Source organism: Streptomyces sp. NPDC002884 (assembly GCF_040295245.1).
GTDB lineage: Bacteria > Actinomycetota > Actinomycetes > Streptomycetales > Streptomycetaceae > Streptomyces.
Genome location: NZ_JBEOVB010000002.1, coordinates 560,135 through 585,538, shown reverse-complemented (window position 1 = coordinate 585,538; position 25,404 = coordinate 560,135). Strand labels below are relative to the sequence as shown.

General features: G+C 71.6%; 23 protein-coding genes. 8 read left to right on the top strand and 15 right to left on the bottom strand.

What is annotated here, in order from left to right:
• Window positions 1-118 precede the first annotated feature (118 nt).
• From ABT070_RS06970 to ABT070_RS06945, 6 genes are all read right to left on the bottom strand, one after another.
• A complete protein-coding gene (locus tag ABT070_RS06970; protein WP_020126034.1) occupies window positions 119-691 on the bottom strand; it encodes a MarR family winged helix-turn-helix transcriptional regulator in 573 nt (190 codons plus the stop codon).
• A 92-nt stretch (window positions 692-783) separates the two neighbouring features.
• Window positions 784-1,725 carry an LLM class flavin-dependent oxidoreductase gene (locus ABT070_RS06965; protein ID WP_351756015.1) on the bottom strand — a complete coding sequence of 314 codons (942 nt, stop codon included), beginning with the start codon at window positions 1,723-1,725 and terminating at the stop codon, window positions 784-786.
• A 129-nt stretch (window positions 1,726-1,854) separates the two neighbouring features.
• Entirely contained in the window at window positions 1,855-3,552 is a 1,698-nt protein-coding gene (locus ABT070_RS06960; RefSeq protein WP_351755759.1) for an amidohydrolase, read from the bottom strand.
• Window positions 3,553-3,593: 41 nt separating this feature from the next.
• Window positions 3,594-4,598, bottom strand: coding sequence for an ABC transporter permease (locus ABT070_RS06955; RefSeq protein WP_351755756.1), 1,005 nt, complete (start codon window positions 4,596-4,598; stop codon window positions 3,594-3,596).
• Complete coding sequence (locus tag ABT070_RS06950; protein WP_351755753.1) at window positions 4,595-6,190, bottom strand: sugar ABC transporter ATP-binding protein; 1,596 nt, start codon at window positions 6,188-6,190, stop codon at window positions 4,595-4,597. The genes ABT070_RS06955 and ABT070_RS06950 overlap by 4 nt, the downstream gene beginning before the upstream one ends.
• 9 nt (window positions 6,191-6,199) lie before the next feature.
• Window positions 6,200-7,237, bottom strand: coding sequence for a sugar ABC transporter substrate-binding protein (locus ABT070_RS06945; protein WP_351755750.1), 1,038 nt, complete (start codon window positions 7,235-7,237; stop codon window positions 6,200-6,202).
• A 238-nt stretch (window positions 7,238-7,475) separates the two neighbouring features.
• Here ABT070_RS06945 and ABT070_RS06940 point away from each other — a divergent pair, with 238 nt between their 5' ends.
• Window positions 7,476-8,513 (top strand): helix-turn-helix transcriptional regulator, encoded by a 1,038-nt coding sequence (locus ABT070_RS06940; protein WP_351755747.1) that lies wholly within the window; start codon window positions 7,476-7,478, stop codon window positions 8,511-8,513.
• Window positions 8,514-8,757: 244 nt separating this feature from the next.
• Here the strand turns inward: ABT070_RS06940 and ABT070_RS06935 are convergent, their stop codons facing one another.
• A complete protein-coding gene (locus ABT070_RS06935; RefSeq protein WP_351755744.1) occupies window positions 8,758-9,501 on the bottom strand; it encodes a GntR family transcriptional regulator in 744 nt (247 codons plus the stop codon).
• A gap of 438 nt (window positions 9,502-9,939) precedes the next feature.
• On the opposite strand from ABT070_RS06935, the gene ABT070_RS06930 reads away from it, so the two are divergent.
• A complete protein-coding gene (locus ABT070_RS06930) occupies window positions 9,940-10,599 on the top strand; it encodes a YceI family protein (RefSeq protein WP_351755741.1) in 660 nt (219 codons plus the stop codon).
• 16 nt (window positions 10,600-10,615) lie between these two features.
• Here the strand turns inward: ABT070_RS06930 and ABT070_RS06925 are convergent, their stop codons facing one another.
• From ABT070_RS06925 to ABT070_RS06915, 3 genes are all read right to left on the bottom strand, one after another.
• Window positions 10,616-11,440 (bottom strand): carbohydrate ABC transporter permease, encoded by an 825-nt coding sequence (locus tag ABT070_RS06925; RefSeq protein WP_351756012.1) that lies wholly within the window; start codon window positions 11,438-11,440, stop codon window positions 10,616-10,618.
• 5 nt (window positions 11,441-11,445) lie between these two features.
• Window positions 11,446-12,372: a carbohydrate ABC transporter permease gene (locus ABT070_RS06920; protein ID WP_351755738.1), complete on the bottom strand. Its 927-nt coding sequence runs from the start codon at window positions 12,370-12,372 to the stop codon at window positions 11,446-11,448.
• Window positions 12,373-12,502: 130 nt separating this feature from the next.
• Complete coding sequence (locus ABT070_RS06915; RefSeq protein ID WP_351755736.1) at window positions 12,503-13,780, bottom strand: ABC transporter substrate-binding protein; 1,278 nt, start codon at window positions 13,778-13,780, stop codon at window positions 12,503-12,505.
• Between the two features lie 377 nt (window positions 13,781-14,157).
• On the opposite strand from ABT070_RS06915, the gene ABT070_RS06910 reads away from it, so the two are divergent.
• Together ABT070_RS06910 and ABT070_RS06905 are read left to right on the top strand one after the other, a co-directional pair.
• Entirely contained in the window at window positions 14,158-14,916 is a 759-nt protein-coding gene (locus ABT070_RS06910; RefSeq protein ID WP_351755734.1) for a DeoR/GlpR family DNA-binding transcription regulator, read from the top strand.
• A gap of 244 nt (window positions 14,917-15,160) precedes the next feature.
• On the top strand, window positions 15,161-17,233 hold the full coding sequence (locus ABT070_RS06905; RefSeq protein WP_351755731.1) for a protein kinase domain-containing protein: 2,073 nt from the start codon (window positions 15,161-15,163) through the stop codon (window positions 17,231-17,233).
• Between the two features lie 177 nt (window positions 17,234-17,410).
• On the opposite strand, the gene ABT070_RS06900 is transcribed toward ABT070_RS06905, so the two are convergent.
• Window positions 17,411-18,253 carry a TetR/AcrR family transcriptional regulator gene (locus tag ABT070_RS06900; protein ID WP_351755728.1) on the bottom strand — a complete coding sequence of 281 codons (843 nt, stop codon included), beginning with the start codon at window positions 18,251-18,253 and terminating at the stop codon, window positions 17,411-17,413.
• A 191-nt stretch (window positions 18,254-18,444) separates the two neighbouring features.
• Between ABT070_RS06900 and ABT070_RS06895 the strand changes: the two genes are divergently transcribed.
• A complete protein-coding gene (locus ABT070_RS06895) occupies window positions 18,445-19,569 on the top strand; it encodes a lipocalin-like domain-containing protein (RefSeq protein WP_351755725.1) in 1,125 nt (374 codons plus the stop codon).
• 92 nt (window positions 19,570-19,661) lie between these two features.
• Here the strand turns inward: ABT070_RS06895 and ABT070_RS06890 are convergent, their stop codons facing one another.
• Window positions 19,662-20,222: a TetR/AcrR family transcriptional regulator gene (locus tag ABT070_RS06890; RefSeq protein WP_351755722.1), complete on the bottom strand. Its 561-nt coding sequence runs from the start codon at window positions 20,220-20,222 to the stop codon at window positions 19,662-19,664.
• Window positions 20,223-20,334: 112 nt separating this feature from the next.
• On the opposite strand from ABT070_RS06890, the gene ABT070_RS06885 reads away from it, so the two are divergent.
• The gene (locus ABT070_RS06885; RefSeq protein ID WP_351755719.1) at window positions 20,335-21,021 is read left to right on the top strand and encodes an SDR family oxidoreductase; all 687 of its coding nucleotides are present in this window, start codon (window positions 20,335-20,337) and stop codon (window positions 21,019-21,021) included.
• A 39-nt stretch (window positions 21,022-21,060) separates the two neighbouring features.
• On the opposite strand, the gene ABT070_RS06880 is transcribed toward ABT070_RS06885, so the two are convergent.
• Window positions 21,061-21,561, bottom strand: a complete 501-nt coding sequence (locus ABT070_RS06880) for a PaaI family thioesterase (protein ID WP_351755716.1) — start codon at window positions 21,559-21,561, stop codon at window positions 21,061-21,063.
• A 91-nt stretch (window positions 21,562-21,652) separates the two neighbouring features.
• Between ABT070_RS06880 and ABT070_RS06875 the strand changes: the two genes are divergently transcribed.
• Complete coding sequence (locus ABT070_RS06875) at window positions 21,653-22,120, top strand: winged helix-turn-helix transcriptional regulator (RefSeq protein WP_351755713.1); 468 nt, start codon at window positions 21,653-21,655, stop codon at window positions 22,118-22,120.
• Here the strand turns inward: ABT070_RS06875 and ABT070_RS06870 are convergent.
• The gene (locus tag ABT070_RS06870; protein WP_351755710.1) at window positions 22,080-23,609 is read right to left on the bottom strand and encodes a flavin-containing monooxygenase; all 1,530 of its coding nucleotides are present in this window, start codon (window positions 23,607-23,609) and stop codon (window positions 22,080-22,082) included. The genes ABT070_RS06875 and ABT070_RS06870 overlap by 41 nt on opposite strands.
• A 1-nt stretch (window position 23,610) precedes the next feature.
• The gene (locus ABT070_RS06865; protein ID WP_351755707.1) at window positions 23,611-24,597 is read right to left on the bottom strand and encodes a patatin-like phospholipase family protein; all 987 of its coding nucleotides are present in this window, start codon (window positions 24,595-24,597) and stop codon (window positions 23,611-23,613) included.
• 143 nt (window positions 24,598-24,740) lie between these two features.
• Here ABT070_RS06865 and ABT070_RS06860 point away from each other — a divergent pair, with 143 nt between their 5' ends.
• On the top strand, window positions 24,741-25,334 hold the full coding sequence (locus ABT070_RS06860; RefSeq protein WP_351755704.1) for a TetR/AcrR family transcriptional regulator: 594 nt from the start codon (window positions 24,741-24,743) through the stop codon (window positions 25,332-25,334).
• Window positions 25,335-25,404 lie beyond the last annotated feature (70 nt).

The following is a 25,404-nucleotide window of genomic DNA, read 5'->3' as shown; positions in this document are numbered from 1 at the left end:
TCGGCTGCCCGCCCCGCCCCCGAACCCCGCCGAACGGAACCCGAGGCCGGACGCGGGTGGTTGACGGGGGCGGTTGACAGGAGCGGTTGACGGGGGCGGCCGGTCGGACGGGCGGGGGTCAGGCCTTCGGGCGGCGGCCGCTGCGGCGGGGGGCCGGGGCCGCGCCGTCGAGCAGGGCCGTACGGCGCTCCTCGCCCTTCTCCTCGACCTGGCGCACGACCCGGCGCAGCCCGTCGGCGACGCTCCGGCACTCGTCGTCGCTGAGCCGGCTCGCCACGAAGGCCTCCTCCTCGTTGAAGGCCGGGAACAGGCGCTTCATCAGCGCCTCCCCCTCGTCGGTGAGGCTGAGCAGGACCAGCCTGCCGTCGGCGGGGTGTCCGGCCCGGCGCAGCAGCCCCCGCCCCTCCAGCGTCCGTGACACGCCGGTGAGCGTGCCCTTGGAGATCCCGGCCTCCTCGGCGACGTGCCGGGTCTCCGACTCGCCCCACACCCACACCACCCAGAGCACGACGAACGCCGTCCACGTCAGGTCGGAGCCGCGCAGTACGGAGTTCTCCAGGTGCTGGCGCACCGCCGAGGCGGCGCGGTAGATGTTGGCGACGACGGCCATCTGCTCCCGCCGCAACGGGATGCCGCCGAGCTTGGCCTCGGCGAGCTTCTCGGCTTCGGCGATGGATCGCTGGCCGGGCATCGGCACACTCCTTCGGCCACGTGGTGCGTGGGTCGTCGTGTTGTTCGGACTCAAATTGTACGAAACGACAGGCCCACGGGGAGGGCGCCTCCTCAGGCGGTGAGTGCCGCGACGCGGCGCATCACCTCACGGCAGAACGCGCCGACGCCGGTCGGGTCGTCGATGAACTGGTTGGGCTTGACGCAGAACGTGGTGAAGCCCTGTTCCAGTTGTTCCGGGACGCAGGCGAGCGCCGCGCCGAGGTCCGCCGTGGAGCGGTCGTCGGGGAAGACCGCCCGGGTGCCGCCGATCATCTCCAGGTCGGCGATGTCCCGGCCGGCCGCGGTCATGGCCTCCGCGAGCGCCCGCAGCTCCCGCGGTGCCGGCCGCCCCAGCGGATGGAAGCCGTGGCCGTACCGTACGAGCCGTCGCAGGACGGGTCCGCCGAGGCGCTGACCGCCGAACCAGAGCCGTGGCCCGGTGGGGCGGAACGCCTTGGGCTCGAAGTGGACGTCCCGGAACGGGTAGTGCTCGCTCTCGTGCGAGATCGGCGACGCTCCCCAGGCCTTCGCCCAGACGTCGAGGTGTTCGTCGAGCAGCCGCCCGCGCTGTCCGAAGGGGACGCCCAGGGCGTCGTACTCGTCCCGGCTCCAGCTCACCGTCGGCTGCACCAGCAGCCGCCCTTCGCTGATCAGGTCCAGGGTGCCCAGTTCCCGCGCCATCAGCAGCGGGTGGCGCAGGGGCGCCAGGACCGCGGCGGCCGCCAGGCGCAGGCGCTCGGTGACGGAGGCGATCGCGGCGAGCAGGAGCAGCGAGTGGGGCCAGGGGGTGAACGGGTCCTGGTTGCCCGGCAGGGCGTAGTCGCGGGGGTTGCCCATGACGCCGTCGGCGGCGGCGTCCGGACCGAGCACGATGTGCTCGCTGACCATGACGGCGTCGAAGCCGGCGTCCTCGGCCTCGCGCGCCCACCGGATCGCCGCGGGCAGGTCGGCCCGGCCGCCGGTGAGCGTCCAGTTCTCGCTGAGGACGAGCAGCATGCGGGGTGCGGTACGCATGTCCGCGGTACGCATGTCCGCTGCGGTCATGTCCCCTGTGGTCATGTCCCCTGTGGTCATGTCCGTTGTGGTCATGTCTTCTCCTCCGGATCTCGTCTCACCTCTGGCCTCTGGCCTCTCGCCTCTCGCTCAGCGCTCGTGCACGATCCGGCCGTCGAACACCGTCAGGTCCACCTCCGCGTCCATGAGGGTGTGCGGGTCCTGGTCCAGCAGGGGGCGGTCCAGGACGCACAGGTCCGCGACCTTGCCGACCTCGACGGACCCCTTCCAGTCCTCGGCGAAGTCCTGTCGGGCCGGGTTGACCGTGTAGGAGCGCAGCGCCTGCGCCAGCGGTACGCACTGCTCGGGGCCGCTGCGCCGGCCGCTCGCCTTGGACTCCCGCAGCAGCATCGCGGTCACCCCCTGCCGCCAGTCGGGCTCGGTGATCGGCGCGTCGGAACTGGCGCACACGGACACCCCGGCCTCGACCGCCGACCGTACGGGCCACTGGTAGGCGGAGCGCTCGGGGCCGACGACCTCGTCCATCAGGTCGGAGACGGTCCACTTGATGGCCGGGTTCATGTTGACGCCGTAGCCGTGGGCGGCCAGCCTCGCGAGGCTGCGCGCGCCGACGAAGTCGCCGTGGATGACGTAGTGCCGGGCGTCGGGGCGCGGCACGGCGGTGTTCGCGGCGACGAAGGCGTCGACGACCTCGTCGATGGCCCGGTCGCCGGTGACGTGCACGCCGAGCTGGAAGCCCGCCTCATGGGCGACGCGGATCATCTCGCGCAGTTCGTCGCTGCGCAGGGCGGGCGTGTCGCCGTGCACGCACAGCGCTCCGTGGCCGCCGTCGGCGTACGGCTCGTTCATCCACGCCGTGCGGTTGGGCGGCACCCCGTCGGCGAAGATCTTGACGCCGATGGCGTTCAGGAGGCGTGGGTCCGCGGTCCGGGGGCGGCGCAGTTCGGCCAGTCCCCTGCGTACGTCGTCGGCCGAGCCGCCCATCGGGGCGGGCAGCAGCAGGACGCTGACCCGTGCTTCGAGTTCTCCGCTCGCGGCGAGTTCGGCGTAGGCCGTCCAGTTGTCGGTGCTCAGCCCGCCGAAGAGGGAGCCGGCGCCGCCGGGGCCCAGGCCGGGCTCGGTGTAGCTGGTGATGCCGCGGCTGTGGAGTTCGCGCACCACCCCCTGGATGGCCTGGCGGCGCTGAGCCATGGTGGGCGAGGGCAGAGCGGCGTTGACGAGTTCCTGGGCGGCCTCGCGCAGGATGCCGGTGGGCCGGCCGTCGGGGTCTGTGTCGATGACACCGCCCGGCGGGGGCACGCTGGCGGCGTCGACACCGCAGCGGCGCAGCGCGGCGCTGTTGACCCACACGAGGTGCGAGGAGAAGTGGGTCAGACAGACCGGGTTGTCGGGTGCGACCGCGTCCAGGTCCCGCCGGTGCGGGAAGCGCCCCGGGTCGGCCAGGGGCTCGGCCAGATAGCCGGTGTCCCAGCCCAGGCCGATGATCCAGTCGCCGGGCCGGGCCGCGCGGGCCGCCCGTCCGACGGTGTCGGCGATGTCGGCGATCGATCCGACCGCCGGATGGCCGACGTCGAGCGCGAAGGGCGGTTTGGTCATGCCGTACGCGGCTCCGTGGAGGTGGGAGTCGTTGATGCCGGGCAGCACGGTCCGGCCGTCGAGTTCGACGAGCCGGGTGCCCGGTCCGGCCAGGGCACGCATCTCCGCGTCGCTGCCGACGGCGACGATGTCCCGGCCGCGCACGGCCACGCCCTCGGTGACGGTGAAGTCGGCGTCGACGGTCAGGACCTGGCCGCCGGTCAGGACGAGGGAGGGGGCGCTGTCGTTCACGTGGGTCCTCTCGGGGCGGGGGCGGAGTGAGGGGGTGCGGGTCACCGGGTGGGCCGCGGGCCGAAGAAGGCGAGTGCCGCTCCCGCGACCAGGGCGGTGCCCTGGGCCATCTGCTGCCAGAACGTCGGCACGCTCAGCAGTGTCAGGCCGTTCTGGAGACAGCCGAGGAACAGCACGCCGAGCAGGACGCCGAAGACGGAACCGGAGCCGCCGGTGAGCGCCACGCCGCCGAGGAGGACGGCGGTGAGGACGGTCAGTTCGAATCCGGCCCCCGAGGTGCCGGCGACGACGCTGTCCAGCACCGACGCCTTGATCGCCCCGGCGAGCGCGGCGGCGGCCCCCGTGACGAGGAACAGCGCGAACGGCGTACGGCGGACGCCGATGCCGGAGAGGTAGGCGGCCTCCCGGTTGACGCCGATCGCGAAGACGTGCCGTCCGGCCGGGGTGAGCGCCAGGAACAAGGCGCCCGCCACGAGGACGAGCGCGGCGATGACGACCGGTGCGTCGATCCCGGCGATCCGCGAACCGCCGAGCCAGGCGAATCCGGAGCCGAAGCCGCTCAGCGGCAGCGGGAAGAGCTGCTGTGCGAAGCCGCGCACCGCCGTCAGCATGCCCAGCGTCACGATGAACGCGGACAGCCCCAGCCGGCAGCACAGGACGCCGTTCACGGCACCGACCGCCGCGCCCGCCGCCAGCGCGCCGAGGACGGCGACGAGCGGCGACTGGTGCTGCTGCCCGGCGAGCCAGCCGGCCACCAGCCCGCCGAGGGCGAGGGTGGAACCGACCGAGAGGTCGAGGTACCCGCTGATGACCAGCAGGGCCAGCGGCACGGCCACGATGGCGAGGGTGGCGGCGTCGGTGGCGATGCCGCGCAGGTTGCCCGCGTCCAGGAAGCTGCCGGTCGACATCTGGAAGCCCAGCACCATGACGGCGAGGACGAGGAGCAGCGGATGCCGCCGTACGGCGTTCAGCCCGCCGTCCGCCAGTGCGCGGGGCGTCGGCAGGAGACGGTCGGTGGACGCGGTGGTGGTGGACGCGGTGGTCATGCCGCTCCTTCCGGGCTCGGGGAGGTCGTGGGGTGTGCTTCGTGGACGGCCGAGAGCAGGGCGGCTTCGGTGATCCCGACGCCGGTCAGCTCGCCGACGACCCGGCCGGCGGAGACGATCAGGCAGCGGTGGGCGAGCGCGACGATCTCCTCGGGGTCGCCGGAGGCGAACAGCACGGCGGTGCCGCGCTGTTCGGCCAGCGAGGACACCACCTGGTAGATCTCCTGGCGGGCGCCCACGTCTACGCCCTGGGTGGGCTCGTCGAGGAGCAGGACGTCGACGTCGCGCGCCTCGTTGATCCATCTGCCCAGGACGAGCTTCTGCTGGTTCCCGCCCGAGAAGGCGGCGGCCGGCAGTCGTGGTCGGCCCGGGCGCAGTCCCACGGCGTCGGAGAGCGCGCCGAAGACGCGCCGTTCGGCGCGCAGCGCACGCACCCCGTGCCGGGCCAGCGTGCGTACCGACGGGAGCAGCGCGTTGTCCTGTGCGCTGAGCACCGGGAACACCGCCTGTCGGCGTCGGTCCCCCGGGACGAGGGCGAGGCCCGCGGCCAGCGCGTCCGAGGGGCTGGTGACGGTGACGGTCCGGTCGCCCACGCGGACGGTTCCGCCGGTCGCGGGGCGTCTGCCGAAGAGGGTTTCGAGGATGCGGGTGCGGCCCGCGCCGACGAGTCCGTACAGGCCGACGATCTCGCCCTCGGCGACGGCCAGGTCGACGGGGCCGAAGCGGGGCCCTTGCAGGGCGGTCACGGTGAGACGGGGGCGCTTGAGGGGTGGGCGCTGCATGTCGTCCGGCGGCGATACGGTCGTCCGTGGCCGGTCGCGCGGTTCCCCGTGCCGCCCGGGTCGCCTTCCCGGGCCGTGCTCGCGGGACGCCGCTCCGACGATCGCCTCCACCAGTTCGCTTCTCGTCCGTCCCGAGACCGTCGAGCGGTGGCTCACCCGGCCGTCCCTCAGTACCGTCACCGCGTCCGCCAGCCGCTCCACCTCGGCGAGCAGATGGGTGACGTACACGATGGCCAGCCCCTGGCCCCGCAGGTGTTCGACCCGCTCGGCGAGGGCGTCGCTCTCCCCCGCGGACAGCGCGGCGGTGGGTTCGTCCAGGACCAGCACCGAGGCACTGCGGCTGAGCGCCTTGGCGATCTCCACCAACTGCCGCTGAGCCATGGGGAGTTCACCGACCCGGTCGCGGGGTGAGCAGGTCGCCGTGACCCGCTCCAGCAGACCGGCCGCCACCTCTTCCTGGGCGCGCCTGTGGACCGTTCCGAACCGGGTCCACTCCTGGCCGAGGAAGATGTTCTCGGCCACCGTGAGGGAGTCGACGACGCTCGGCGTCTGGAAGATGATCGCCACACCGGCGGCGATCGACTCGCGCGGACTCAGCCTGGTGTACGTGGTCCCGGCCACCTCGATCGTGCCGGTGTCCGGCGGGAACGCGCCGCCGAGACACTTGATCAGGGTCGACTTGCCGGCGCCGTTGTGGCCGAGGAGCGCGTGCACCTGGCCCGCCGGGACGGTGAGGTCGACGCCGTCCAGCGCGCGGACGCCGCCGAAGGACTTGCCGAGGCCGCTGACGCGGAGCGTCGGTTCCGTCATGGTGAGCACCTAGGAGTTCTGGGCGAGCAGGTCGTCGATGCGCGCGGTGTCGCCGGGTCCGACGAGCGTGATCGGCACCTGGACGCCGGGGTTCGCCTTTCCCGCGGCGACCGCGAGGGGCACGTCGACGACGGCGTCGGCGATGTCCCGCGGTGCCAGGGCGGCCGACGCCCGGTAGAAGGTGCCCTGCTTGATCGCGAGGAGGGAGGGGGCCGCGCCGTCCTGGCCGCCGACGAAGGTCCTGGCGTCGGTGGTCTTGCGGCCCGTCTGCTGGAGCGCCTTGAACCCGCCGTACGCGGCGGCGTCCGTGACCCCGAGGATGATGTTGAGGTCGGGGTGCTCGGCCAGCAGGGCCCGGGACTTGGACAGCCCGGTGTCGGGGTCGATGGCCTGCTCCTGGGCGACCACGTCGACGCCGGGCGCGGCCTTGGTGAAGGCCTCGACCATGCCCTTCGTGCGCTCGCGGCCCAGCTGGATCGTGTTGTCCGTGAGGAACGCGATCTTGCCCTTGCCGCCGAGCTGCTCGTGGGCCCACCGGGCCGCCGCCTCCCCCAGGAGGGTGCCGCCCTCGCGGAAGCTGAACTGGATGTCCGCGCTCTGGTGTTCCAGCGATCCGCCGTACGTCACCCAGATCAGCCCCGCGTCCATGGCCGCCTCGGCGATCGACTCGGTGGCCTCGAAGACCATCGGGAAGGACACGATGGCCGGGATCTTCTGGGAGACCCAGGTCTTCAGATTGGTGGCCTGGGTGTCGGCGCTGCTCGCGTCGCTCGTGGTCAGCAGGGAGATGTCGTGCTTCCTGGCGGCGGCGGAGGACAGTTCGACCAGCGTCGAGTAGAGCGGGAGCTGGGTGAAGGGGTAGTCCAGGCCGATTCTGGTGAGGGTCCGCGCTCCCGTCGCCGAGGCGCCCGCGGCCCGCGCGGAGCTCGCGCCGTCGTCCGGTGCCGCGCAGCCGGCGGCGCCCAGCAGGGTGGCGGCGACGGTTCCCCCGGACAGGGCGAGGAACCGCCGGCGTGAGGCCTGGGAAGGGGACGGGAATCTGTTCATGCGGCGCTCTCCGAGGAAGGTGGCCCGGTCCTGGTGACATCGGGCGTCCGGCTGTGCCGAACAGGAAAGACCCGGGCGCCCCGGCCCGCCATCCGTACAAATACCGACCGTTCCGAGGGCCCGGGGGCGGCGGCGGACATCCGGTCACGAAATCGGTGCACGCCTTGTCCGGCGACCGGAAGGCCCATAACGTTAGGGACCAAACGACATTCCTGGTCGTGGGTTCCCGGAGGCCCGCATGATCAGCCACCAGCAGCTCGCGGCAGCCACCCGCATCGGCATGCTCACCCGCGAACACGACACCGCATCGGCCTGCACGCAGGCCCTGCACGAACTCGGCCACGCCCTCCCTCTTGACGCGGCGACCCTGTTGGCCATCGACCCGATCACCGGCACCCATGTGCAGATCGCGGGCGTCGGCTACCCGGCCGGGACGTCCGAGTCGCTCGCCGCCGAGTTCGCCGCGACCCCCTGGTACGCCAACGTGGTCCGGCGGACACTGCCCCAGTCCATCACCGAGGACGTCGAGGACATGGCGGCCGGCGGGCAGCGCTTCCGCAACGGCTGGTTCTACGCCGAGCGGGTCCGCCCCGCCGGATTCCGGGACGCGCTGACCGGCGCCCTGCGCCACCAGGGCCGCCTGGTCGGGCTGGTCAACCTGTCCGCCGAGGGGCCGGGCACCTACGACACGGAGGCACGCCTGCTGCTGGCCTCGATCCTGCCCGCCCTCGGCGCCCTCGCCGACCCGACGTCGCACAGCGGTGACGTCCACGACCTGCCGGCCGGAGCGGGCGCGAACCTGGTCACGGCCGGTGGCGTCATCGACCTCCCGGGCCGCGAGCCCGCCCCGGTGCTGACGGACCCCGCGTTCCGCCGCCTGGTCGGGGAGTTCACCGCTTCGGGCGGTCTGCGGCTGCGGGTGCTGTGGCCGGTGGGGCGCGACTGGCACCGCGTGGTGCTGCGCCGGTGCACGACGGGGTCACCGATGGCCCGGCAGTCGGTTCTGGTGACCGGGACTCCCACCGAGCTGCCGTACGGCCTGAGTCCACGCGAACTGGAGGTGCTCACCCGTGCCGCCCGCGGCCAGACCAATCAGGCCATCGCCCAGGCCCTGTTCCTGTCCCCCCGGACCGTGCACAGCCATGTCGAGCACCTGCTCCGCAAGACCGGCAGCGCCTCCCGCGCCGAAGCCACGGCACTCGCCCTGCGGGACGGCCTGCTGAGGCCCACGACCGAGGACCTGGAGCACTTCGTCGAGCGGCTCCCGGCCGCCTGAGGGCCGACCCTCGGGGTGCGCCGTGTCGCGGCCGCGCAGGACAGCCGCGCCCGCCTCGCGAAAGGGGTCCGCGTGACCGCCGGGCTCTCCGGACTCTCCGGGCTCTCCGGGCTCTCCGGGCTCTCCGGGCTCTCCGGGCTCTCCGGGCTCTCCGGGCTCTCCGGGCTCTCCGGGCTCTCCGGGCTCTCCGGGAGGTCACCCCCGTCACCGCGTGCACGGTTCCCGGAGGGCGTTGCGGCGGGCGTCACGAGGCGGCGCGGCGACCGCGTGCGGGCTTGCGTCCGCGTGCCGCGTCGTCCTGCTCCAACTGCTCCTCGACGGCCCGCTGCGCCCGTACGGTCGCCCCCGCGATCAGGACGGAGGCCAGTTCCCCGTCCCGCTCCTCGCAGGCCTGGAGCAGCCGCTCCTGGTCGTCGACGCTGTGCGCGAGACGTCCGGCCCGGGTCAGGCTCAGGTGCCGCAGCATCAGCGTCCGCAGGGCCAGCGAGTCCAGGATCTGTTTCAGCGTGGGGTTGCCGGCCATCTCGGTCATCCGCTCCTGGAGCAGCACGTGGCTCCAGAAGTACCCGTCCACGTCACCGTCGTCGGCCAGCTTCCGCATCCGTTCGACCCGGGTGCGCAGCTCGGCCAGTTCCTCGTCGTCGGCCCGTGCCACCAGCAGGCCCGCGAGCATCGACAGGAGATTCTTGCGCACCTGGTAGATGTCCCGGATGTCCTGCGGGGACGGCGCGGCCACCCTGGGCCGGCGACGCGCCTTCATCTCGACCAGACCCTCCTGCTCGAGGAGCATCAGCGCCTCGCGGACGGGCGTACGGCTGGTCGCGAACCGGCGCGACAGATCGACGCTGTTGAGGTCTTGGCCCGGCTCCAGCCGGCCCTCGATGATGCCCGCGCCGACCCATTCGGCGATCTGCGCGACCAGCGGTTCGCGCCGGTCCCGCAGCCGCAGGAGGCGCTCCAGCACGAGGTGCGTGTCCTGATCGGTCATGCGGCGCTTCTCCCTGCCTGTCCGGGCTCACAGCCGACGCAACGGTGTCGACACTATCCCACCCCTGGATGGCCTCCACCGAAGATCCCCTGCCTGCTGTCGACAGACAGGGCCAATACCGCAGTTCGGTCCAGAAGTGAACACAAGTGTCGGCAAAAAGGTCGACAGGAAGGACGCCGGAAGAGTTGACGAAAAAGTCGACGAAAAGTCGGCTTCCCGGCCCGGTGCCGGTGACCGAGTAGAGGTGCCGGTGTCCGGGGGCGGCGGCCTGTGCCCGAGTCCGTGGATCCACTTGGCGACGGAGTGGCGAGCGTGTGTGGGTATTGCATCGGCCGGACATCCGGTGACGGCCTATCAGCCTTTCGGTACTGATTCGGTCCACTGTCGCTCCTGAGGCGTCCTTGCGGGGATATCCGCGGTGGAGTAACTACGTGAACCATGAACCTGTTCACCCGCGGCGCATCCCCACGACGCCCGGCTCCCCCCACAGCTCCGCGACGCCCCGCCGGCTCGTCCTCCCGTCCGACCGCCGGCCTGCCCGATCCCGCCCTCTCGGCGCTGACCGGCGACTGGATGATCGACCCGGCGCACAGCCGTATCGGCTTCTCCGTCCGGCACGCCCTGGTGACCACCGTGCGCGGGGCTTTCACCGAGTACCAGAGCCGGCTCTACTTCGACGGCCGCGACCCGGCCCGTTCACGCGCCGAGATCGTGTTGTCCACGGCGAGCGTCGACACCGGCGTGGAGCAGCGCGACGCGCATCTGACCGGCCGTGACTTCCTGGACGCGGCGACCTATCCGCGGATGCGTTTCACCAGTACCGCCGTACAACTCGCGGGCCCCGACGTCTACCGCATGACCGGCGACCTCACCATCAAGCAGACCACCCGTCCGGTAGCCCTTGACCTCACCTACATAGGACATGTCACCGACCCGTTCGGCTATGAACGGGCCGGTTTCGACGGCACCACCACCATCGATCGTTCCGAATGGGGCCTGACGTACAACGCGCGTCTGGCCGAGGGCGGCGCCATGGTGAGCGAGAAGGTGCGTCTCCAGTTCGACATCGCTGCCATTCGCACCGCCTCCGGGGGCTGACCGGCGCGCCGTGCGGTCAGCGCAGGGCCCCCTTGGTGGCGTCGGCGATGAATCCGCGGGCGAAGAAGGTGAACACCAGCACCAGCGGGATGACCGACAGCAGCACGCCGGCCATGACCATGCTGTAGTCGGTGGAGTGTCCGGCGTACAGCTGGGCCAGTGCCACCTGGAGGGTCAGACGCTCCGGGTCCACCAGCATCACCAACGGCAGGATGTAGTCGTTCCAGGCGGCGATGAAGGTGTAGATGCCGAGGAACGCCAGGGCCGGGCGGACGCACGGCAGCACCACGTGCCAGTACAGCCGGAAGAACCCGGCGCCCTCGATGCGGGCGGCGTCCAGCAGTTCGTCGGGAACGCTGGTCGAGGTGTACTGGCGCATCCAGAAGATGCCGAAGGCGTTGGCGGCGGCGGGCACGACGAGCGCCTTGAGCGTGCCCAGCCAGCCCAGTTGGACCATGATCTCGTACTGCGGGATGATCGCCAGCTGGGTCGGCAGGATGTACATCGACAGCAGCAGGCCGAACAGGAACTTCTTGCCGGGGAAGTCGTACTTGGCGAAGGCGAAGGCGGCCAGCGAGTCGAAGAACAGCACCAGAACCGTCGTACAGACCGCGACGATCACCGTGTTGGACAGCGAACTGAAGAAGGCCATCTTGTCGAACAGGTGCTGGATGTTGGTCAGCAGGTGGTCGCCGAACCACAGCTTCGGCGGATAGCGGTAGATGTCCTGCGAGGTGTTCGTCGCCATGACGACGATCCAGTAGAACGGGAACACCGAGACGACGACGCCGGTCATCAGGATCAGATGGACGCTCAGCCCCCGGACGCGCTTGCCGGTCATACCGTTCACGGCCGTCGCTCCTTACGCTGCACCAGACGCCAGTTGACGGTGACGATGAGCAGGATCAGCAGGAAGAAGGCCCAGACGATCGCGGCCCCGTACCCGAAGTCGTTGTTGTCGAAGGCCTGGTGGTAGAAGTACAGCAAGGTGGTCAGACCCGCCTGGCCCGGTCCACCGGAGTTGGGATTGGTGGCCGCCTCGCTGCCGAACAGCACCTGCGGTTCGGTGAAGCTCTGCAGGCCGGTGACCGTGGAGATCACCACGGTGAACAGGATGATGGGCCGCAGCAGCGGAATCGTGAGGGAGCGGAAGATCCGCACCGGCCCGGCGCCGTCCATCCTGGCGGCCTCGTAGAGTTCCGAGGGGATCGCCTGCAGGCCGGCCAGGTAGATGATGGCGTTGTACCCGGTCCACTGCCAGGTCATCAGCGCCGAGATGACCAGCTTGATCGTCCACTCGTTGCTCATCCAGGGCACGGCCGACACGTGCAGGGACCGCAGAATCGCGTTGATCAGGCCGAAGTTGTTGCTGAAGATCGCTCCGAAGAAGATCGCGATGGCCACCAGCGAGGTGATGCTGGGAATGAACAGGGCGACCCGGTAGAAGGCCGTGAGCCGTTTGGTGGAGTTCACCAGCACCGCGAGCACCAGCGCCATGAAGAGCATCGGCACCGTCGATAGCACCCAGATGACCAGGGTGTTGCGCACGGACAGCCAGAACACCGGGTCGTCCCAGAGGAAGCGGAACTGCTGGAACCCGACGAAGTGCATGTCCCCGATGCCGTCCCACTTCTGGAAGGCCAGGAACACGGTGTACAGCACCGGGAAGAGCATGAAGACGGAGAAGATCAAGTAGTACGGCGAGACGGCCAGGTACTGCGGCCAGTACCTGGCGACCCGCCGGCGCGGTCCGCGCCGGGCCCCGGCGGACACCGGCCTGATCCGGGGGGCGCGCCGCCCCGGACCGGGGACACGGTCCGGAGCGTGCCGCCCGGTGGATCCGGTGTCGGTTCCGGAGGTCGGTCCGGTGGGCGCCGGGCCGGCTACCGGGCTTGACGGCATGTCACTTCACTCCCTGCCGCTGGGCGATCTGCTGTGCCTGGGCGACCGCGTCCTTCCAGGCTTCGTCGGGGTCCTTGCCCTTGGCCTCGATGCTGGTCAGTTCGCTGTAGAACGGCGCGGAGACCGCCGCGTCGGCCGGGGCCTCGTAGGCCGCGGGGATCTTCTCGGCCGCCGGGCCGAAGATCTCGATGGTCTTCTGACCGCCGAAGAAGGCGTCGCCGCCGGTCAGCGCCGGCAGCTTGTACGCGGCAGGCGCGGTCGGGAACAGGGCCGCGTCGGTGAAACCGCGGGCCTGGTTCTCCGGGCTGAGGATCCAGCTGATGATCTTGAAGGCCTCTTCGGGGTTGCCGCTGGTCGCGGGGACGGCCAGGAAGGACCCGCCGAGGTTGGACGGCCCGCCGGGCAGGCTCGCCACCCGCCACTTGCCCTTGGTGCCGGGTGCCGCGTTGCTGATGTCCAGCGCGTGCCAGGCGGCGCCGATCTCGGTGCCCAGGGTGCCGCCGCTGACGGCCGCGTTCCAGGTGTTGTCGTTGATCTTGGCGTCGATGCCGAGGGCGTAGGGCTTGACGGCGGTGGTCCAGGCGGCCCGGATGTGGTCCTGGTCGCCGATGAACCTGCCGTCCTCGTCGATGAACCGCTGGGTGCCCTGGCCGACGACCATGGTGAAGACCGAGCCGATGTTGTTGACGAGGAAGGTCTTCGGCACGGCCTTGTGCAGTTCGACGCCGGCCTTGAAGTAGTCTTCCCAGGTGGCGAGTTGGGCGGAGACCTCGGTCGGATCGGTGGGCAGGCCGGCCTGCGCGAAGAGGTCCTCGCGGTAGAAGGTGGCGCACGGGCCGATGTCGATCGGGAAGCCGATGAGCTTGCCGTCCTCGGTGGTGGCCTGCTTCAGCTTCCACGACAGGTACTGCGGGACCAGCTTGTCCGCGCCGACGGTCTTCAGGTCGACGAAGCGGTCCGCGTTGGGCAGGAAGGAGGCGATGTCCTCGCCCTTGATGCCGGTGATGTCCGGCGCGGACTGCGCGGCCCGCAGACCGGTGAGCAGCTTCGTCTTGAAGTCACCGCCGACCACGGAGGTCTTGAGGCTGATGTCGGAGAAGTGCTTCTTGGTGTCCGCGACGACCTTGTCACTCAGGCCCCCGGACCAGTACCAGAGGGTCAGGTTCTTGCTGTCCTTGGCGCCGCTCGATCCTGAGCCACCACCGCACGCTGCGGTGGCGCCGGCCGCGGCGGCCGTCAGTACGGCGGCCTGAAGGAACCGTCTGCGGGAAAGGTCCACGATCTTCTCCTGGGTTGCGGCGGGTTCGGCGGGCTCGATGCGTCCGGCATATCTGTCATGTCCGACAGGACCTGTGTGCGTCAGAGCCGCGCAGGGGACGCGGCGGGAGGCCGGGTGGCTGAAGAGCATCGGCGTGAGAGGGAACCCTTCAGCCACCCGGGGTGTGTGACCTGGTCCTCTCAGACGGTGCCGACGCGTCGTGACGGCGGAATATGCCGTTCATCCGCTTCGGCCGACCGGAGTGGGGTCCGGGCCTGGCTCCGAATTACGCAAGAGAGTGCACCCGGTGCGCGGCTTTGACAAGAGTCAAGCGCGAATCGAGACATCCATGCTCGACTTTGCTTGAGTTTGGCGCGTTGGCGCGTATGGTCTGCCGCATGCTCGCTGACCGAAGACATCAGCTGATCCTGCGCGCCCTGCGCGCGGACGGGCCCACCACGGTGGCCGTCCTGGCCGGGAGGGTCGGGGCGAGCCAGGCCACGATCCGGCGCGATCTCGCGCAACTGGAGGACGAGGGCCTGCTCAAGCGGGTCTACGGCGGTGCCGCCCCCGTCCTGGGCGAGGACGACCCGTTCGCCGACGTGGCCGGCGTCCGGGTCGAGGCGAAGGACGCCCTGGCCGCCTGGTGCGCGGACCTCGTCAGGGACGGCGAGACCCTGCTGCTCGACATCGGCACCACGGCCCACCGGGTGGCCCGCCATCTGCACGGCCGGTCCCTGACCGTGATCACCAGCAACCTGGCCGTCTACGAGGAACTCCAGGACGACAAGGCCGTTCAGCTGATCCTGCTGGGCGGCGTGGTCCGGCGCGACTACCGGTCGCTGGTGGGCTTCCTCACCGAGGACAACCTGCGCCAGGTGCACGCCGACCGGCTCTTCCTCGGCACCAGCGGAGTCCGCCCCGACGGGCAGGTGCTGGACACCACCGCCGTCGAGGTGCCCGTCAAGAGAGCCATGATCGCCGCCAGCGCCCAGGTGGTCCTGGTGGCGGACGCGGGCAAGTTCCCCGGCACCGGCATGGCCCGGGTGTGCGGCCCGGAGGATCTCGACATGGTGGTGACCAACGCGCCCGGGGACGAGAAGAGCTGCACCCGGCTGCGCGAGGCGGGAGTCGAGGTGGTCGAGGTAGGAGACTGACGAGCAGACCGACGAGCAGACCGACGATCCTGGCCGGCCGGGGCTTCCGGAACCCGCCGGCCCATCGGGCGGAGGACAGCTGCCCGGCCAGGAGACCCGCTGCCCGGCCACGCCACGGGACCGGCCCCGCCCGAATCGCCCCGAACACCAACTCCTCTATTCCGAAAGGACGTTGCGATAGTCTCCCGCTGACCGACATCAGTCGCGCACATCGCACATGTCACGTGAGAGACCGGAAATCCCCATGTCTGACCCCCATCACATCCGGTCGCACGCACTCGCCTACGCGGCGGCCGGCATGGAACCGCCTCCCCCTGCACCACTGCGGAAGAGCGACCCCGTGCGGGTCGGACCGTATCTGCTCGTGTCGGTGCTCGGCAGCGGCGGGATGGGCCGGGTCTATCTGGGCCGGAACACCGAGGGCGGGCCGGGGCCGGCCGCCGTCAAGGTGATCCGGCCCGAGTACGCGGAGGACCCGCGGTTCCGGAAGCGCTTCGCGCGGGAGGTCGACGCGCTGGGCAGCGTCCAGGGGGCGCACACCGTGCGGCTGATGGGCAGCGGCAGCGACGAGGACCTGCTGTGGGTGGCCACCGAGTACATACCGGGGCCCACGCTCGAGGACGCCGTCGAGAAACGCGGTCCGCTGGACGCGGCGGCGGCCTGGCGGCTGATGGCCGACCTGGGCCGGGCGGTCGAGGCCATGTGGCGGGCGGGGATCGTGCATCGCGACCTCAAGCCGTCCAACGTGATCCTGGCGGCCGACGGCGCCCGGGTCATCGACTTCGGCGTCGTCCAGGCCTCCGACGGCACCTCCATCACCACGACCGGCCAGAACGTGGGCACGATCGCCTTCATGTCCCCGGAACAGGTACGGGGCCAGGCGGTGACCGCCGCGTCCGACGTGTTCACGCTGGCCTCCACCCTGACGTACGCGGTCGCGGGCGAGGCTCCCTTCGGCGAGGGGACCGGCGTCGACGTGCTGCACCGGGTCGCGTTCGACCCGCCGCGCGAGGACGTCCTCGACAAGGTGGCGGCCGTCGACGCCGAGCTGGCCTCGTTCGTGCGCCGGTGTCTGGACAAGGACGCCGAGCTGAGACCGGCGCCGGACGTGGTGTTCAGGACAGCCATCGGACACCAGCTGTCGGCACCCGCCGACCCACGCCCGTCCGCCGCCGACCCGCGCCGGTCCCCGTCGTCTCCCGCCGGCACGGCGTTCCCCGCCGCCGGCGCGCGGCCCGGTTCCACCCCGGGCGGTGCGCCCGCCCCCGGTGATCCGCCCTCCGCCCCGCGCCGTGAACCGCCCAGCGCCCCGCCGGCGTCTGCCGCCGCCCCCGCCGTCCTCGCCGCCACCGCCGCGCGCGGTCGCCACCGTCGGAACATCGTCCTGGCCGCGGCGGTGGCCGCGCTGGTCACCGGCGGTCTCACCGTGGCGCTGCTGTACCCGGCCGACGCCCCCGCCTCCGCCGCACCGGGGCAGGCGTCCACCCCGGCCGTGACCGCACCCGCGGCATCCGCGCCCGGCGCCTCACCGAAGGCGACGTCCCCCGCCCCCGTCGCGACGGCGTCCGGGGCCGGCGGCTCGGCGGCGGCCACGCCTTCCGGGACGACGGCCACCCGGGACGCCCTGCCGCTGGATCTCCGGGCCGCCGAGTGTCTCGTGGAGATCGTCTCGGGCTCCAGCGGGAACTGCGTCGCCGCCCTTCAGCGCCTTCTGGCGGGCTACGGCCTGGACGTCACGACGGACGGTCGTTTCGGGGCGCGGACCCTCGCCGCGGTCAAGGTCTTCCAGACCGCGGCCGGCCTCACCGCCGACGGGAAGGTCGACCAGAAGACCAGGGCACTTCTGTACAGCAGCCCCGGCGGCGCCGTCCGCACCGGCACGGTCACGGTGACCGAGTCCGTCGACACCGTCGACGTGGCGAGGTGCCTCGACGCCGACACCGGCACCGCGAACAGCGAGGACCAGACGGTTCAGGTGTGGGAGTGCACGGGCGCCTCGCAGCAGGAGTGGGCGCTGTACCCGGTGCCGGGCCGGACCTCCCAGTACACCGTCGTCAACCAGGGCAATCACCGCTGTCTGGACGCCGACGCCGCGGGCGCCGGCCGGAACGGCCACGGCATCCACAGCAGCCGGTGCGACGGGCTGGCCGCGCAGCGGTGGCGGCTGGGCGCCTCCGCCGGGTCCGGTGTCCAGATGGTCAGCGTTCCGGACGGCTTCTGTCTGGACGCGGAGGCGACGAGCTCCGGTCAGGACGGTCAGCGGGTCCAGGCCTGGAGCTGCGCGGGCAACACCAACCAGGCGTGGACGTGGCGCTGACGGCACGGAGCGGGCGGCCGCTGCCCTGACCGTGCGTCCGGCCGACCCGGCAGGTGAGCGCGGCCGGCGCTTGAACGGGGCAGGCGCGTGAACGGGGCAGGCGCGTGAGCGTGCAGCGTGAGCGGTTGCGGGCGGGCCGCCGGCCCCGGGGTGTTCACCGTCCCCGGCGGGCGCCTGTCACCGCTCGATCCGTGGCACTGCGACTCGGTCGCCCGGCGTCCCGAGGACGGCCCGGCGGCCGAGAGCCTGCGCGGAGTCCGGTGCGGGCAGCGCCCGCAGGCGTGTCTCCACGCCGTCGAGCAGGCACCCCAGCCCGAAGGTGAACTCCTCGGTACCGGTGCGCGAGGTCAGCGCGTCGGCCAGGTCCACCAGGTGCGGGAACCGGTCGGTCGGCAGTGAGCGGTAGAAGTCGCGCAGTGCCGGGCTCTTCACGGCGCCGAGGCCTCCGGCGCGGAGGTCGTTCGTCGGCTCCTGAAGGGCCGAGGCGAACACCTGCTGGAGCAGGGCGGTGTAGACGTCGGCCGCCAGCGTCCGGTCGAACCCGTGCTCCCGCAGGGCGCCGAGGGCCAGCTCCCTGGCGCGGAGGGAGTTCGGGCCCACCGGGATCGCGGTGGCGAGCAGAGGGACGACGTTCGGGTGGGCGCTCAGCACCGCGTGCAGGGCGCGGGCGAACTCCTCGAGGGCCGCGCGCCACCCCGGGCCCGCCGCCGGCCGGAAGCGCGCCTCGCCCATCACCGCGTCGGCGACCAGCACCAGGACCTCGTCCTTGCCCGCGACGTTCCGGTAGAGCGTGGTCGTGCCCGTCCGGAGTTCGGCGGCCAGGTTCCGCATGCTCAGCGCGGCCAGCCCCTCGCGGTCGATCAGTTCGAGGGCGCCGGCCACGATGCGGGCCGGGGTGACGGGAGGGCGCTTCACCGGTTCCTCGCCGCTCCGGCGGGCCGCCCACCACGCCGGCGACCCGGGTGCGGTCGCCGCGCCCGGCTCTTCCTCGATCGTCTCGTCCACGCCTGTTCCTGTCACCGGAACACTGTATCCAGGCAAGGGAACAGGTGCCGCTCACGGGCTCCAGCGGTCCTCGAGGACCGTCCCGCATGTGCTTCTGCGTGCGGGGTACATCCAAAGAACTTGACCTTGAAGCAGGCCCGCCTCTAGGGTCCGGAAACACTGTTCCCGATCATGGGAACAGTGTTTCCGATCCCGGGGAGTGCCACATGGAGTTACGCGTCCGTCTCGCCAGACCATGGCTTCGGGTCCTGGCCGTCGCCGCACTGCTGTTACTGAGCACCGGCGTCGGGCCACCTCGCGTCGCCGCAGCCCTGCCGTCGGGCGCCGGTGCCGTCTGCTCCGACACGGCGTCGGTCGAACGGTCGTCCGCCACCGGGCAGGGTCGGCGCGAGGGGGTGCGGATACCCCGGGACGAGGCTCCGCACCGGGAGCGGGCCGAATGGTGGTACTACGTCGGGCACCTCCGGGGCGTGGACCCGCAGGGCCGAGCGCACTGCTACGGGTTCGAGCAGGTGGTGTTCCAGTTCCTCGACAAGGGACCCCAGCCCGTCTACATCGGGCACTTCGCCGTCAGCGACCTCACCAGGGGCACCTTCCAGTACGCGGGCACACCGGACTCGCACCCGCTCCCCGACACCACCGACGGGTTCACGCTCGACACCGGCGACTGGACGATGCGCGGCGGCGCCGGCCGGGCCACGCTGCACGCCGCCCTGCCGGAGTACGAGTTGGACCTCCAGCTGCGCAGCACCAGGCCGGTCGCGCTGCACGGCGACCGCGGCACCATCCCGTACGGCCCCCTGGGCACCTCGAAGTACTACTCGTGGACGTCCATGCAGGCCAGCGGGACGATCATCGACCACGGGGTCCCGGTGCAGGTCACCGGGTTGTCGTGGGGTGATCACCAATGGGGTGACAACGATTTCACGATCGGCGCCGGCTGGGACTGGTTCAGCGTCCACCTCACCGACGGCAAGCAGTACATGCTGTACTTCGTGCGCGACACCTCCGGGAAGATCGTCGAGACCGTCGGGACCCTGATCCGTCCGAACGGCCGGACCACGAACCTGAGCCGTTCGAAGCTGAGCACGACCGACACCGGCTCATGGACCAGTCCGGCCACGGGGATCACCTACGGCTCCGGGTGGGAGGTGACCGTGCCCGGCGGGCACCTGACCGTCACACCGAACCTGGTCGACCAGGAGCTGAACCTGCTGTCCACCGTGGGCGCCGTCTACTGGGAGGGCTCGGTCGGCGTGCGCGGCGAGATCGCCGGCTCACCGGTGACCGGTATCGGCTACACCGAGATCTACCCGCCCCGGCCGAGCTGACCGGAACCGGCCCCGGCCGGGAGAGCGGGCCGTCCCTCTCCCGGCCGTCCCGCCGGTCCGGCTCGACGGGACCCGCCCCGCGCCGGGCCGGGTCAGCCCGCTTCCGTCAGGGCCGCCCGCGCGGCGGCGAGGATCTCCTCGGAGAGGGGCGAGTCCTTGGTGGCCCGGGCCAGGACGAGCGCGCCGAGCATCGTGCACAGCCGGGCGATGCCGTCCTCGTCGTCGGTGGCGAGCCACCCGGCGAAGTCCCGCACCCCCTCGGTGTAGACGCGATGCGCCCCGTCGGCGCCGGGTTCGCGAGCCATGTCATGGGCGAGCGCGGCGGTGGGACAGCCGTCCGCCGCGTTGTCGCGGTGCTCGACGGACAGATAGGCGTCGATCAGCGCCCGCTGGGCGGCGGGGCCCTGCCCGGCGCCCTGTTCGAGGGCGGCATCGCGCCGCTCGGCGAGTTCGCCGAAGGCGTGGGCGGTGGCTTCGTCGATGAGCGCGTCCTTGGACGCGAACTGCTTGTAGAAGCCGCCGTGGGTCAGTCCGGACGCCTTCATCAGGTCGGCGACGCTGATGTGGGTGCCCTGCTCGCGAAACAGCCGGGAGGCGGTTCGCACGACCCGCTCACGGTTCTCCCGCGCCTGCGCCTGTGACACACGACCCATCGGGCCTCCTCAGTTGAATGTCGGTTGTCATCTATTCTATGCTCCTGTTTAGATTGCGGTTGTAATCTAAAGACGACCCCGCAGCCCGGGGTCCACAGCACCGGGAGCAGACATGGAACTCAAGGACGCCGTCGTAGTGATCACCGGCGCCAACCGCGGACTGGGGCGCGAGCTGGCCGGCCAGCTCCTGGCGCGTGGCGCGAAGGTGTACGCGGCCGCTCGCCGCCCGGAGAGCGTCGACCTGCCCGGCGCGACCCCGCTCCGCCTGGACATCACGGACGAGGAGTCCATCCTGGCGGCGGCCCGCGTGGCGTCCGACGCGACGCTGCTGGTGAACAACGCGGGCATCTCCACCGGCACCCAGCTCATCGCCGGCGGCCTGGACGGGGTGCGGCTGGAGATGGCGACGAACTTCTTCGGACCGCTCGCCGTGACCCGCGCCTTCGCCCCGGTCATCGAGCGCAACGGCGGCGGCGCCGTGCTCAACGTGCTGTCCGTGCTCTCCTGGCTGCACCCGGCCGGCCTCGGCTCCTACGCGGCGGCCAAGGCGGCCGCATGGGCGCTGACGAACGCGACCCGGGAGGAGCTGGCGCCCCGCGGCATCACCGTGTCCGCGCTGCACGTCGGCTACATGGACACCGACATGGCCGCCTCCGTTCCCGCCGAACAGAAGGCCGACCCCGTCGATGTCGCCGCCCAGGCGCTCGCCGGCCTCGAGAAGGGTCTCCCCGAGATCCTCGCCGACGAGACCACCCGGTACGTCAAGCAGCAGCTGGCCGCGGCGCCGAGCGTGGCATGAGGCGGTTTCGCCGGAGGCCCGGCTCCGCGCGGAGCCGGGTCACCCCTGGGGGCGAGGCACCGGGAAGAGCAGGCAGCTGCTGGTGGCGTGGGCGAGCAGACGGTCCGTCGCGTCGAACAACTGCGCCTGGGCGAGGGCGGTCTGACGGCCGCCGCTGACCACCGTGCCGACGGCCCGGACGGTGCCCGTGTCCGCGGTGATCCGCCGCAGGAACTTCACCGTCAGGTCGAGCGAGGTGTAGGCCATGCCCTGCGGGAGGGTGGACTGGACGGCGCAGCCCGCCGCCGAGTCGAGCAGGGTGGCGAAGATGCCGCCGTGGACGCTGCCGATCGGGTTGTAGTGCTCCTCACCGGGCGTCAGGGAGAAGACGGCCCTGCCGGGCTCCACCTCGTCCAGGGTGAAGTCGACGGTGCCGGCGACGGGCGGTGCCGGCAGCCGTCCCGCCTGAAGTTCGCGGAGGAAGTCGAGACCGGCCATACATCCGGCGGCGTCCGCCAGGATCGCCGGATCTTCCCATTGATACGTACGTGTTCGTCCCACGGTCGAGCGCCTCCATCTGACTTTTTCAGATGAAGCTAGCCTTCGCCTCACCTGACTGTCAATGACGAAGCCAGGGCCCTACGATGGCGGCATGAAGTGGCTTGAGGCGAGCACGGAGAACTGCCCCGTCCAGCGCACGCTCGACGTGGTCGGGGAGAAATGGACGCTGCTGATCCTGCGTGACGCCGTCAACGGAGTCCGGCGCTTCGACGACTTCCACCGCCATATCGGCCTGTCGGAGGCCGTCCTCAGCGACCGGCTCCGCAAACTGACCGCGGCCGGCATCCTGAGGACCGTCCCCTACCAGGAGCCGGGCAGCCGGCCGCGCAACGAGTACCGCCTGACCCGCAAGGGCTGGGACCTGTGGCCCGTCCTGATGGCACTGAGCCAGTGGGGCGAGGCGTACACCCTCGGCTCCGAGGGCCCCGTGCTGGACGTGCGCCACACCGACTGCGGCGCTCCGCTGCGCGTCGTCGTCGAGTGCTCCGCGGAGCACTCCGCCCTCACCCCCGGGGAGGTCACCGCCCGACCGGGACCGGGCGCCCGACCCCGGTCGTGAGCGTGACGTCGTACGCCTCCGGGTCGAACTCGGCCAGTCGGCGGCGCATCCGGCCCGTCGACCAGGGCCAGCTGAAGCTGTTGCGGCCGTTGTCGTCGAGGTAGTAGCTCGAGCAGCCGCCCGAGTTGTAGACGGTGGGCGGCAGAGCATGCTGCACCTCGGCGCCGAAGGCGGCCTGGACTTCGGCCCGGACGTCCATGGCGGCCCAGCCGGCCGAGCGGAAGTGCCGCACCGCGCCCGCCAGATACCCCAGTTGGGCTTCGAGGATCGTGAAGGCCGAGGAGTGCCCGGTGCCGAGATGCGGCCCCAGGAGAATGAACGCGTTGGGGAATCCGCTGACGGTGGTGCCCAGATAGGCGTCCGGACTGCCCTTCCAGTGCTCGTCCAGGCTGGCGCCGTCGGCGTCGAACACCCGCCGGGCGATGGGCATGTCCAGGATGTGGAACCCCGTGCCCAGGATGATCGTGTCGACGTCGGCGCTCGTGCCGTCCGCGCCGACGACCCGGTTGCCCCGGACGGCCTCGACCGCCGCGGCGTGGACGGTGACGTTGGGCCGGGTCAGCGCCGGGTAGTACGCGTTCGACAGCAACAGCCGTTTGCAGCCGAGCGTGTAGTCGGGTGTCAGCACCCGGCGCAGCCGTGGATCCTTCACCGCCGCCCTGAGGTGGAGGGTGCCCACCTTCTGCACCGCCCGCAGGAGCGCCGGATGCCGGAAACCGAGCCCCAGGGTCTCCATCGCCGCGTACTCGGCGTTCCGCAGGGCCCGTTGGGCGGCCGGAAACCGTCGCAGGATCCGGCGTTCGACCCCCGGCACCTGGTGGTCGGGCTTGGGAAGCACCCATTGCGCGGTCCGCTGGAACAGGTCCAGCCGGGCCACCCGCGGTTGGATGGCGGGCACGAACTGCACAGCCGACGCGCCACTGCCGACGACGGCCACGCGCGCGCCCGCCAGTTCGTGGTCGTGGCGCCAGCGCGAGGAGTGGAAGACCTCACCGGAGAAGTCCGCCAGTCCCGGGATGTCGGGAACCGACGGCTCGTGCCAGGGTCCCGCGGCCGAGACGAGGAAGCGGGCACGGTAGCGGTCGCGGCTGGTCTCGACGTGCCAGCGCGCCTCGGCCGCGTGCCACCGGGCGCGGACGACCTCGGTGCCGAAGCGGATGAGCGGGGTGATCCCGTACGCGGCCGCCGTACGGTGCAGATAGGCGCGGATCTCCGGCTGGGCGGCGAAGGCCCGTGTCCACCCGGGGTGGGGCGCGAAGGAGTAGGAGTACAGGGCGGAGGGGACGTCGCAGGCGCAGCCCGGGTAGGTGTTGTCCCGCCAGGTGCCGCCCAGTTCGTCCGCCTTCTCGACGAGGACGAGGTCGCGCAGGCCGGCCTCGCGCAGTGCGACCGCCGCTCCGATGCCGGACAGGCCGCTGCCGATGATGAGCGCCTCCACCTCGTGGGTCTCGCGGGTGACGGTCGCGGTGGTGCCGTCGGGTCGGGACATGTCAGGCTCCTGTACGCGGGCGGGGTGACGGCACGGGCTCTTCCAGGCGTTCACGGACCAGCGCCCGCGTCGTACGCAGAGAGGTCTCCAGCACGGCCGGGCGGCGGCGCGGGTCCATGAGGTTGCCGCCCATCGCGGCCAGGTCGGCGGCCGTGGGCTCGATGCGGACCACGCGGGTGCCCGCGGCGCTCAGCGCGGCGCACTCGGCGCTCAGGACGCGGGTCATGACGCGGCGCAGCAGCGCTTCGGCCCGGCCCAGTCCGGTGCGCCGCCCGGGTACGAGCGAGCTCATCGGCGCCACGACGTACACCTCGTCCAGCCCGCACGGCACCAGCAGGTCGGCCGAGGTCGGGGAGCTGATGCCGCCGTCCGCGTAGCGGCGGCCTCCGATGCGCACCGGCGGAAACCAGCCCGGGACCGCCCAGGACGCGCGGAGCGCGTCCCGCAGGGCGACCGGCGGGGTGTCGGGATGCCCGAAGGGGGTGCGCCGGCCCGTGTCGAAGTCGGTCGCCACCAGCCAGGTCGCGGGATGGGCCACCCACGTGCCGTCCGGTGCCAGGAGGTCGGCGGCGGCCGCCAGCCGGCCGGCGTCGCCCCGGCCCCGCGGCAACAGGCCGGACAGACCGGTCAGGGCGGGCAGGGCGCCGCCCAGGACCCGGCGGGCCAGCCGTGGTGATCCGAGGAGGGCCGCGGGTCGTGGCGGCAGGCCCCGGGGCGGTGTCGCGAAGTGGCGGGCCAGTTCCGGACGGGAGTCCTCGCTCGCGAGCTGTGCGGCCAGCAGCTCCCGCACCCCGATGCCGCTCCCCAGCATGGCGGCCACCTCGGCCCCGGCCGAGGTGCCCACCAGGACGTCCGCTTCGCGCGGATCCCATCGCAGGGCCTCCTGGAGCGAGTGCAGGGCGCCGGTCGTCCAGGCCGCGCCGAGTGTTCCGCCGCAGCCCAGCACCAGCCCTCGGGAAGGTGTCGCTCGCCTGTCGGTCGTGGTCATGCAGTCTCCGCCCCTTTGCGATACCGCCGAGATCCGGATACTAGCGGTATCTGAAATCGGCGAACAGGCCCCACGGGGATAGGATCCGAGAGCCTCAGAAGTTCGCGGGACAGCCGCACGGGACGGACAAGGGAACGACAAACATGGCCCGCCTCAGCCGCGTCGAGAGCCAGGAACGCACTCGTGAACGGCTCGTCACCACCGCGCGGGACCTCTTCCTGCGCAACGGCTACGCCGCCACCTCCCTCAGCGACGTCGCGGAAGCAGCCGGTTTCTCCAAGGGAGCCGTGTACTCGAACTTCCGCAACAAGGACTACCTGTGCCTCGCCGCCATCGACGACATCCGCGCCGAACAGCTGAGGCTGCTGACGGAGTCCGTCGTCGGCGACGACCGGTTCGACGTCCGTCTCGCGGCCTTCTCCGCCTGGGGCGAGGCGCACATCGGCGACGAGGCGTGGACCACGCTCGAGGTCGAGTTCCTCACCCGCGCCCGTCATGACGCCGAGCTCCGGCGTGAGATCACGGCGCGTGCCACAGCCGTCCGCGAAGTGCTGGCCCAGCTTCTCGAAGCGCTGGCCGAGGAACTGGGGACCGGCCTGGCCATGCCCGCCGACCAGGCCGCGATGACCCTGCTCAGCCTGGGCATCGGACTGGGCATCCAGCGGGTCGCCGACCCGTCCGTGCCCACCGCGGTGCTCACGGACACACTGCGTCTCGTACTGAACCTGAGGTCATGAAGCCATGAGGGCGTAAGAGCATGACGCGATGAGGTCATGAGGGCATGACGCCACGAGGGCATGAGGGCAT

Bases quoted from the DNA above. Each gene is read 5' to 3' on its own strand.
- ABT070_RS06970 (WP_020126034.1), bottom strand. From the start codon at position 691: ATGCCCGGCCAGCGATCCATCGCCGAAGCCGAGAAGCTCGCCGAGGCC.
- ABT070_RS06965 (WP_351756015.1), bottom strand. From the start codon at position 1,725: ATGCGTACCGCACCCCGCATGCTGCTCGTCCTCAGCGAGAACTGGACG.
- ABT070_RS06955 (WP_351755756.1), bottom strand. From the start codon at position 4,598: ATGACCACCGCGTCCACCACCACCGCGTCCACCGACCGTCTCCTGCCG.
- ABT070_RS06950 (WP_351755753.1), bottom strand. From the start codon at position 6,190: ATGACGGAACCGACGCTCCGCGTCAGCGGCCTCGGCAAGTCCTTCGGC.
- ABT070_RS06945 (WP_351755750.1), bottom strand. From the start codon at position 7,237: ATGAACAGATTCCCGTCCCCTTCCCAGGCCTCACGCCGGCGGTTCCTC.
- ABT070_RS06940 (WP_351755747.1), top strand. From the start codon at position 7,476: ATGATCAGCCACCAGCAGCTCGCGGCAGCCACCCGCATCGGCATGCTC.
- ABT070_RS06935 (WP_351755744.1), bottom strand. From the start codon at position 9,501: ATGACCGATCAGGACACGCACCTCGTGCTGGAGCGCCTCCTGCGGCTG.
- ABT070_RS06930 (WP_351755741.1), top strand. From the start codon at position 9,940: ATGAACCTGTTCACCCGCGGCGCATCCCCACGACGCCCGGCTCCCCCC.
- ABT070_RS06925 (WP_351756012.1), bottom strand. From the start codon at position 11,440: ATGACCGGCAAGCGCGTCCGGGGGCTGAGCGTCCATCTGATCCTGATG.
- ABT070_RS06910 (WP_351755734.1), top strand. From the start codon at position 14,158: ATGCTCGCTGACCGAAGACATCAGCTGATCCTGCGCGCCCTGCGCGCG.
- ABT070_RS06905 (WP_351755731.1), top strand. From the start codon at position 15,161: ATGTCTGACCCCCATCACATCCGGTCGCACGCACTCGCCTACGCGGCG.
- ABT070_RS06895 (WP_351755725.1), top strand. From the start codon at position 18,445: ATGGAGTTACGCGTCCGTCTCGCCAGACCATGGCTTCGGGTCCTGGCC.
- ABT070_RS06890 (WP_351755722.1), bottom strand. From the start codon at position 20,222: ATGGGTCGTGTGTCACAGGCGCAGGCGCGGGAGAACCGTGAGCGGGTC.
- ABT070_RS06885 (WP_351755719.1), top strand. From the start codon at position 20,335: ATGGAACTCAAGGACGCCGTCGTAGTGATCACCGGCGCCAACCGCGGA.
- ABT070_RS06875 (WP_351755713.1), top strand. From the start codon at position 21,653: ATGAAGTGGCTTGAGGCGAGCACGGAGAACTGCCCCGTCCAGCGCACG.
- ABT070_RS06870 (WP_351755710.1), bottom strand. From the start codon at position 23,609: ATGTCCCGACCCGACGGCACCACCGCGACCGTCACCCGCGAGACCCAC.
- ABT070_RS06865 (WP_351755707.1), bottom strand. From the start codon at position 24,597: ATGACCACGACCGACAGGCGAGCGACACCTTCCCGAGGGCTGGTGCTG.
- ABT070_RS06860 (WP_351755704.1), top strand. From the start codon at position 24,741: ATGGCCCGCCTCAGCCGCGTCGAGAGCCAGGAACGCACTCGTGAACGG.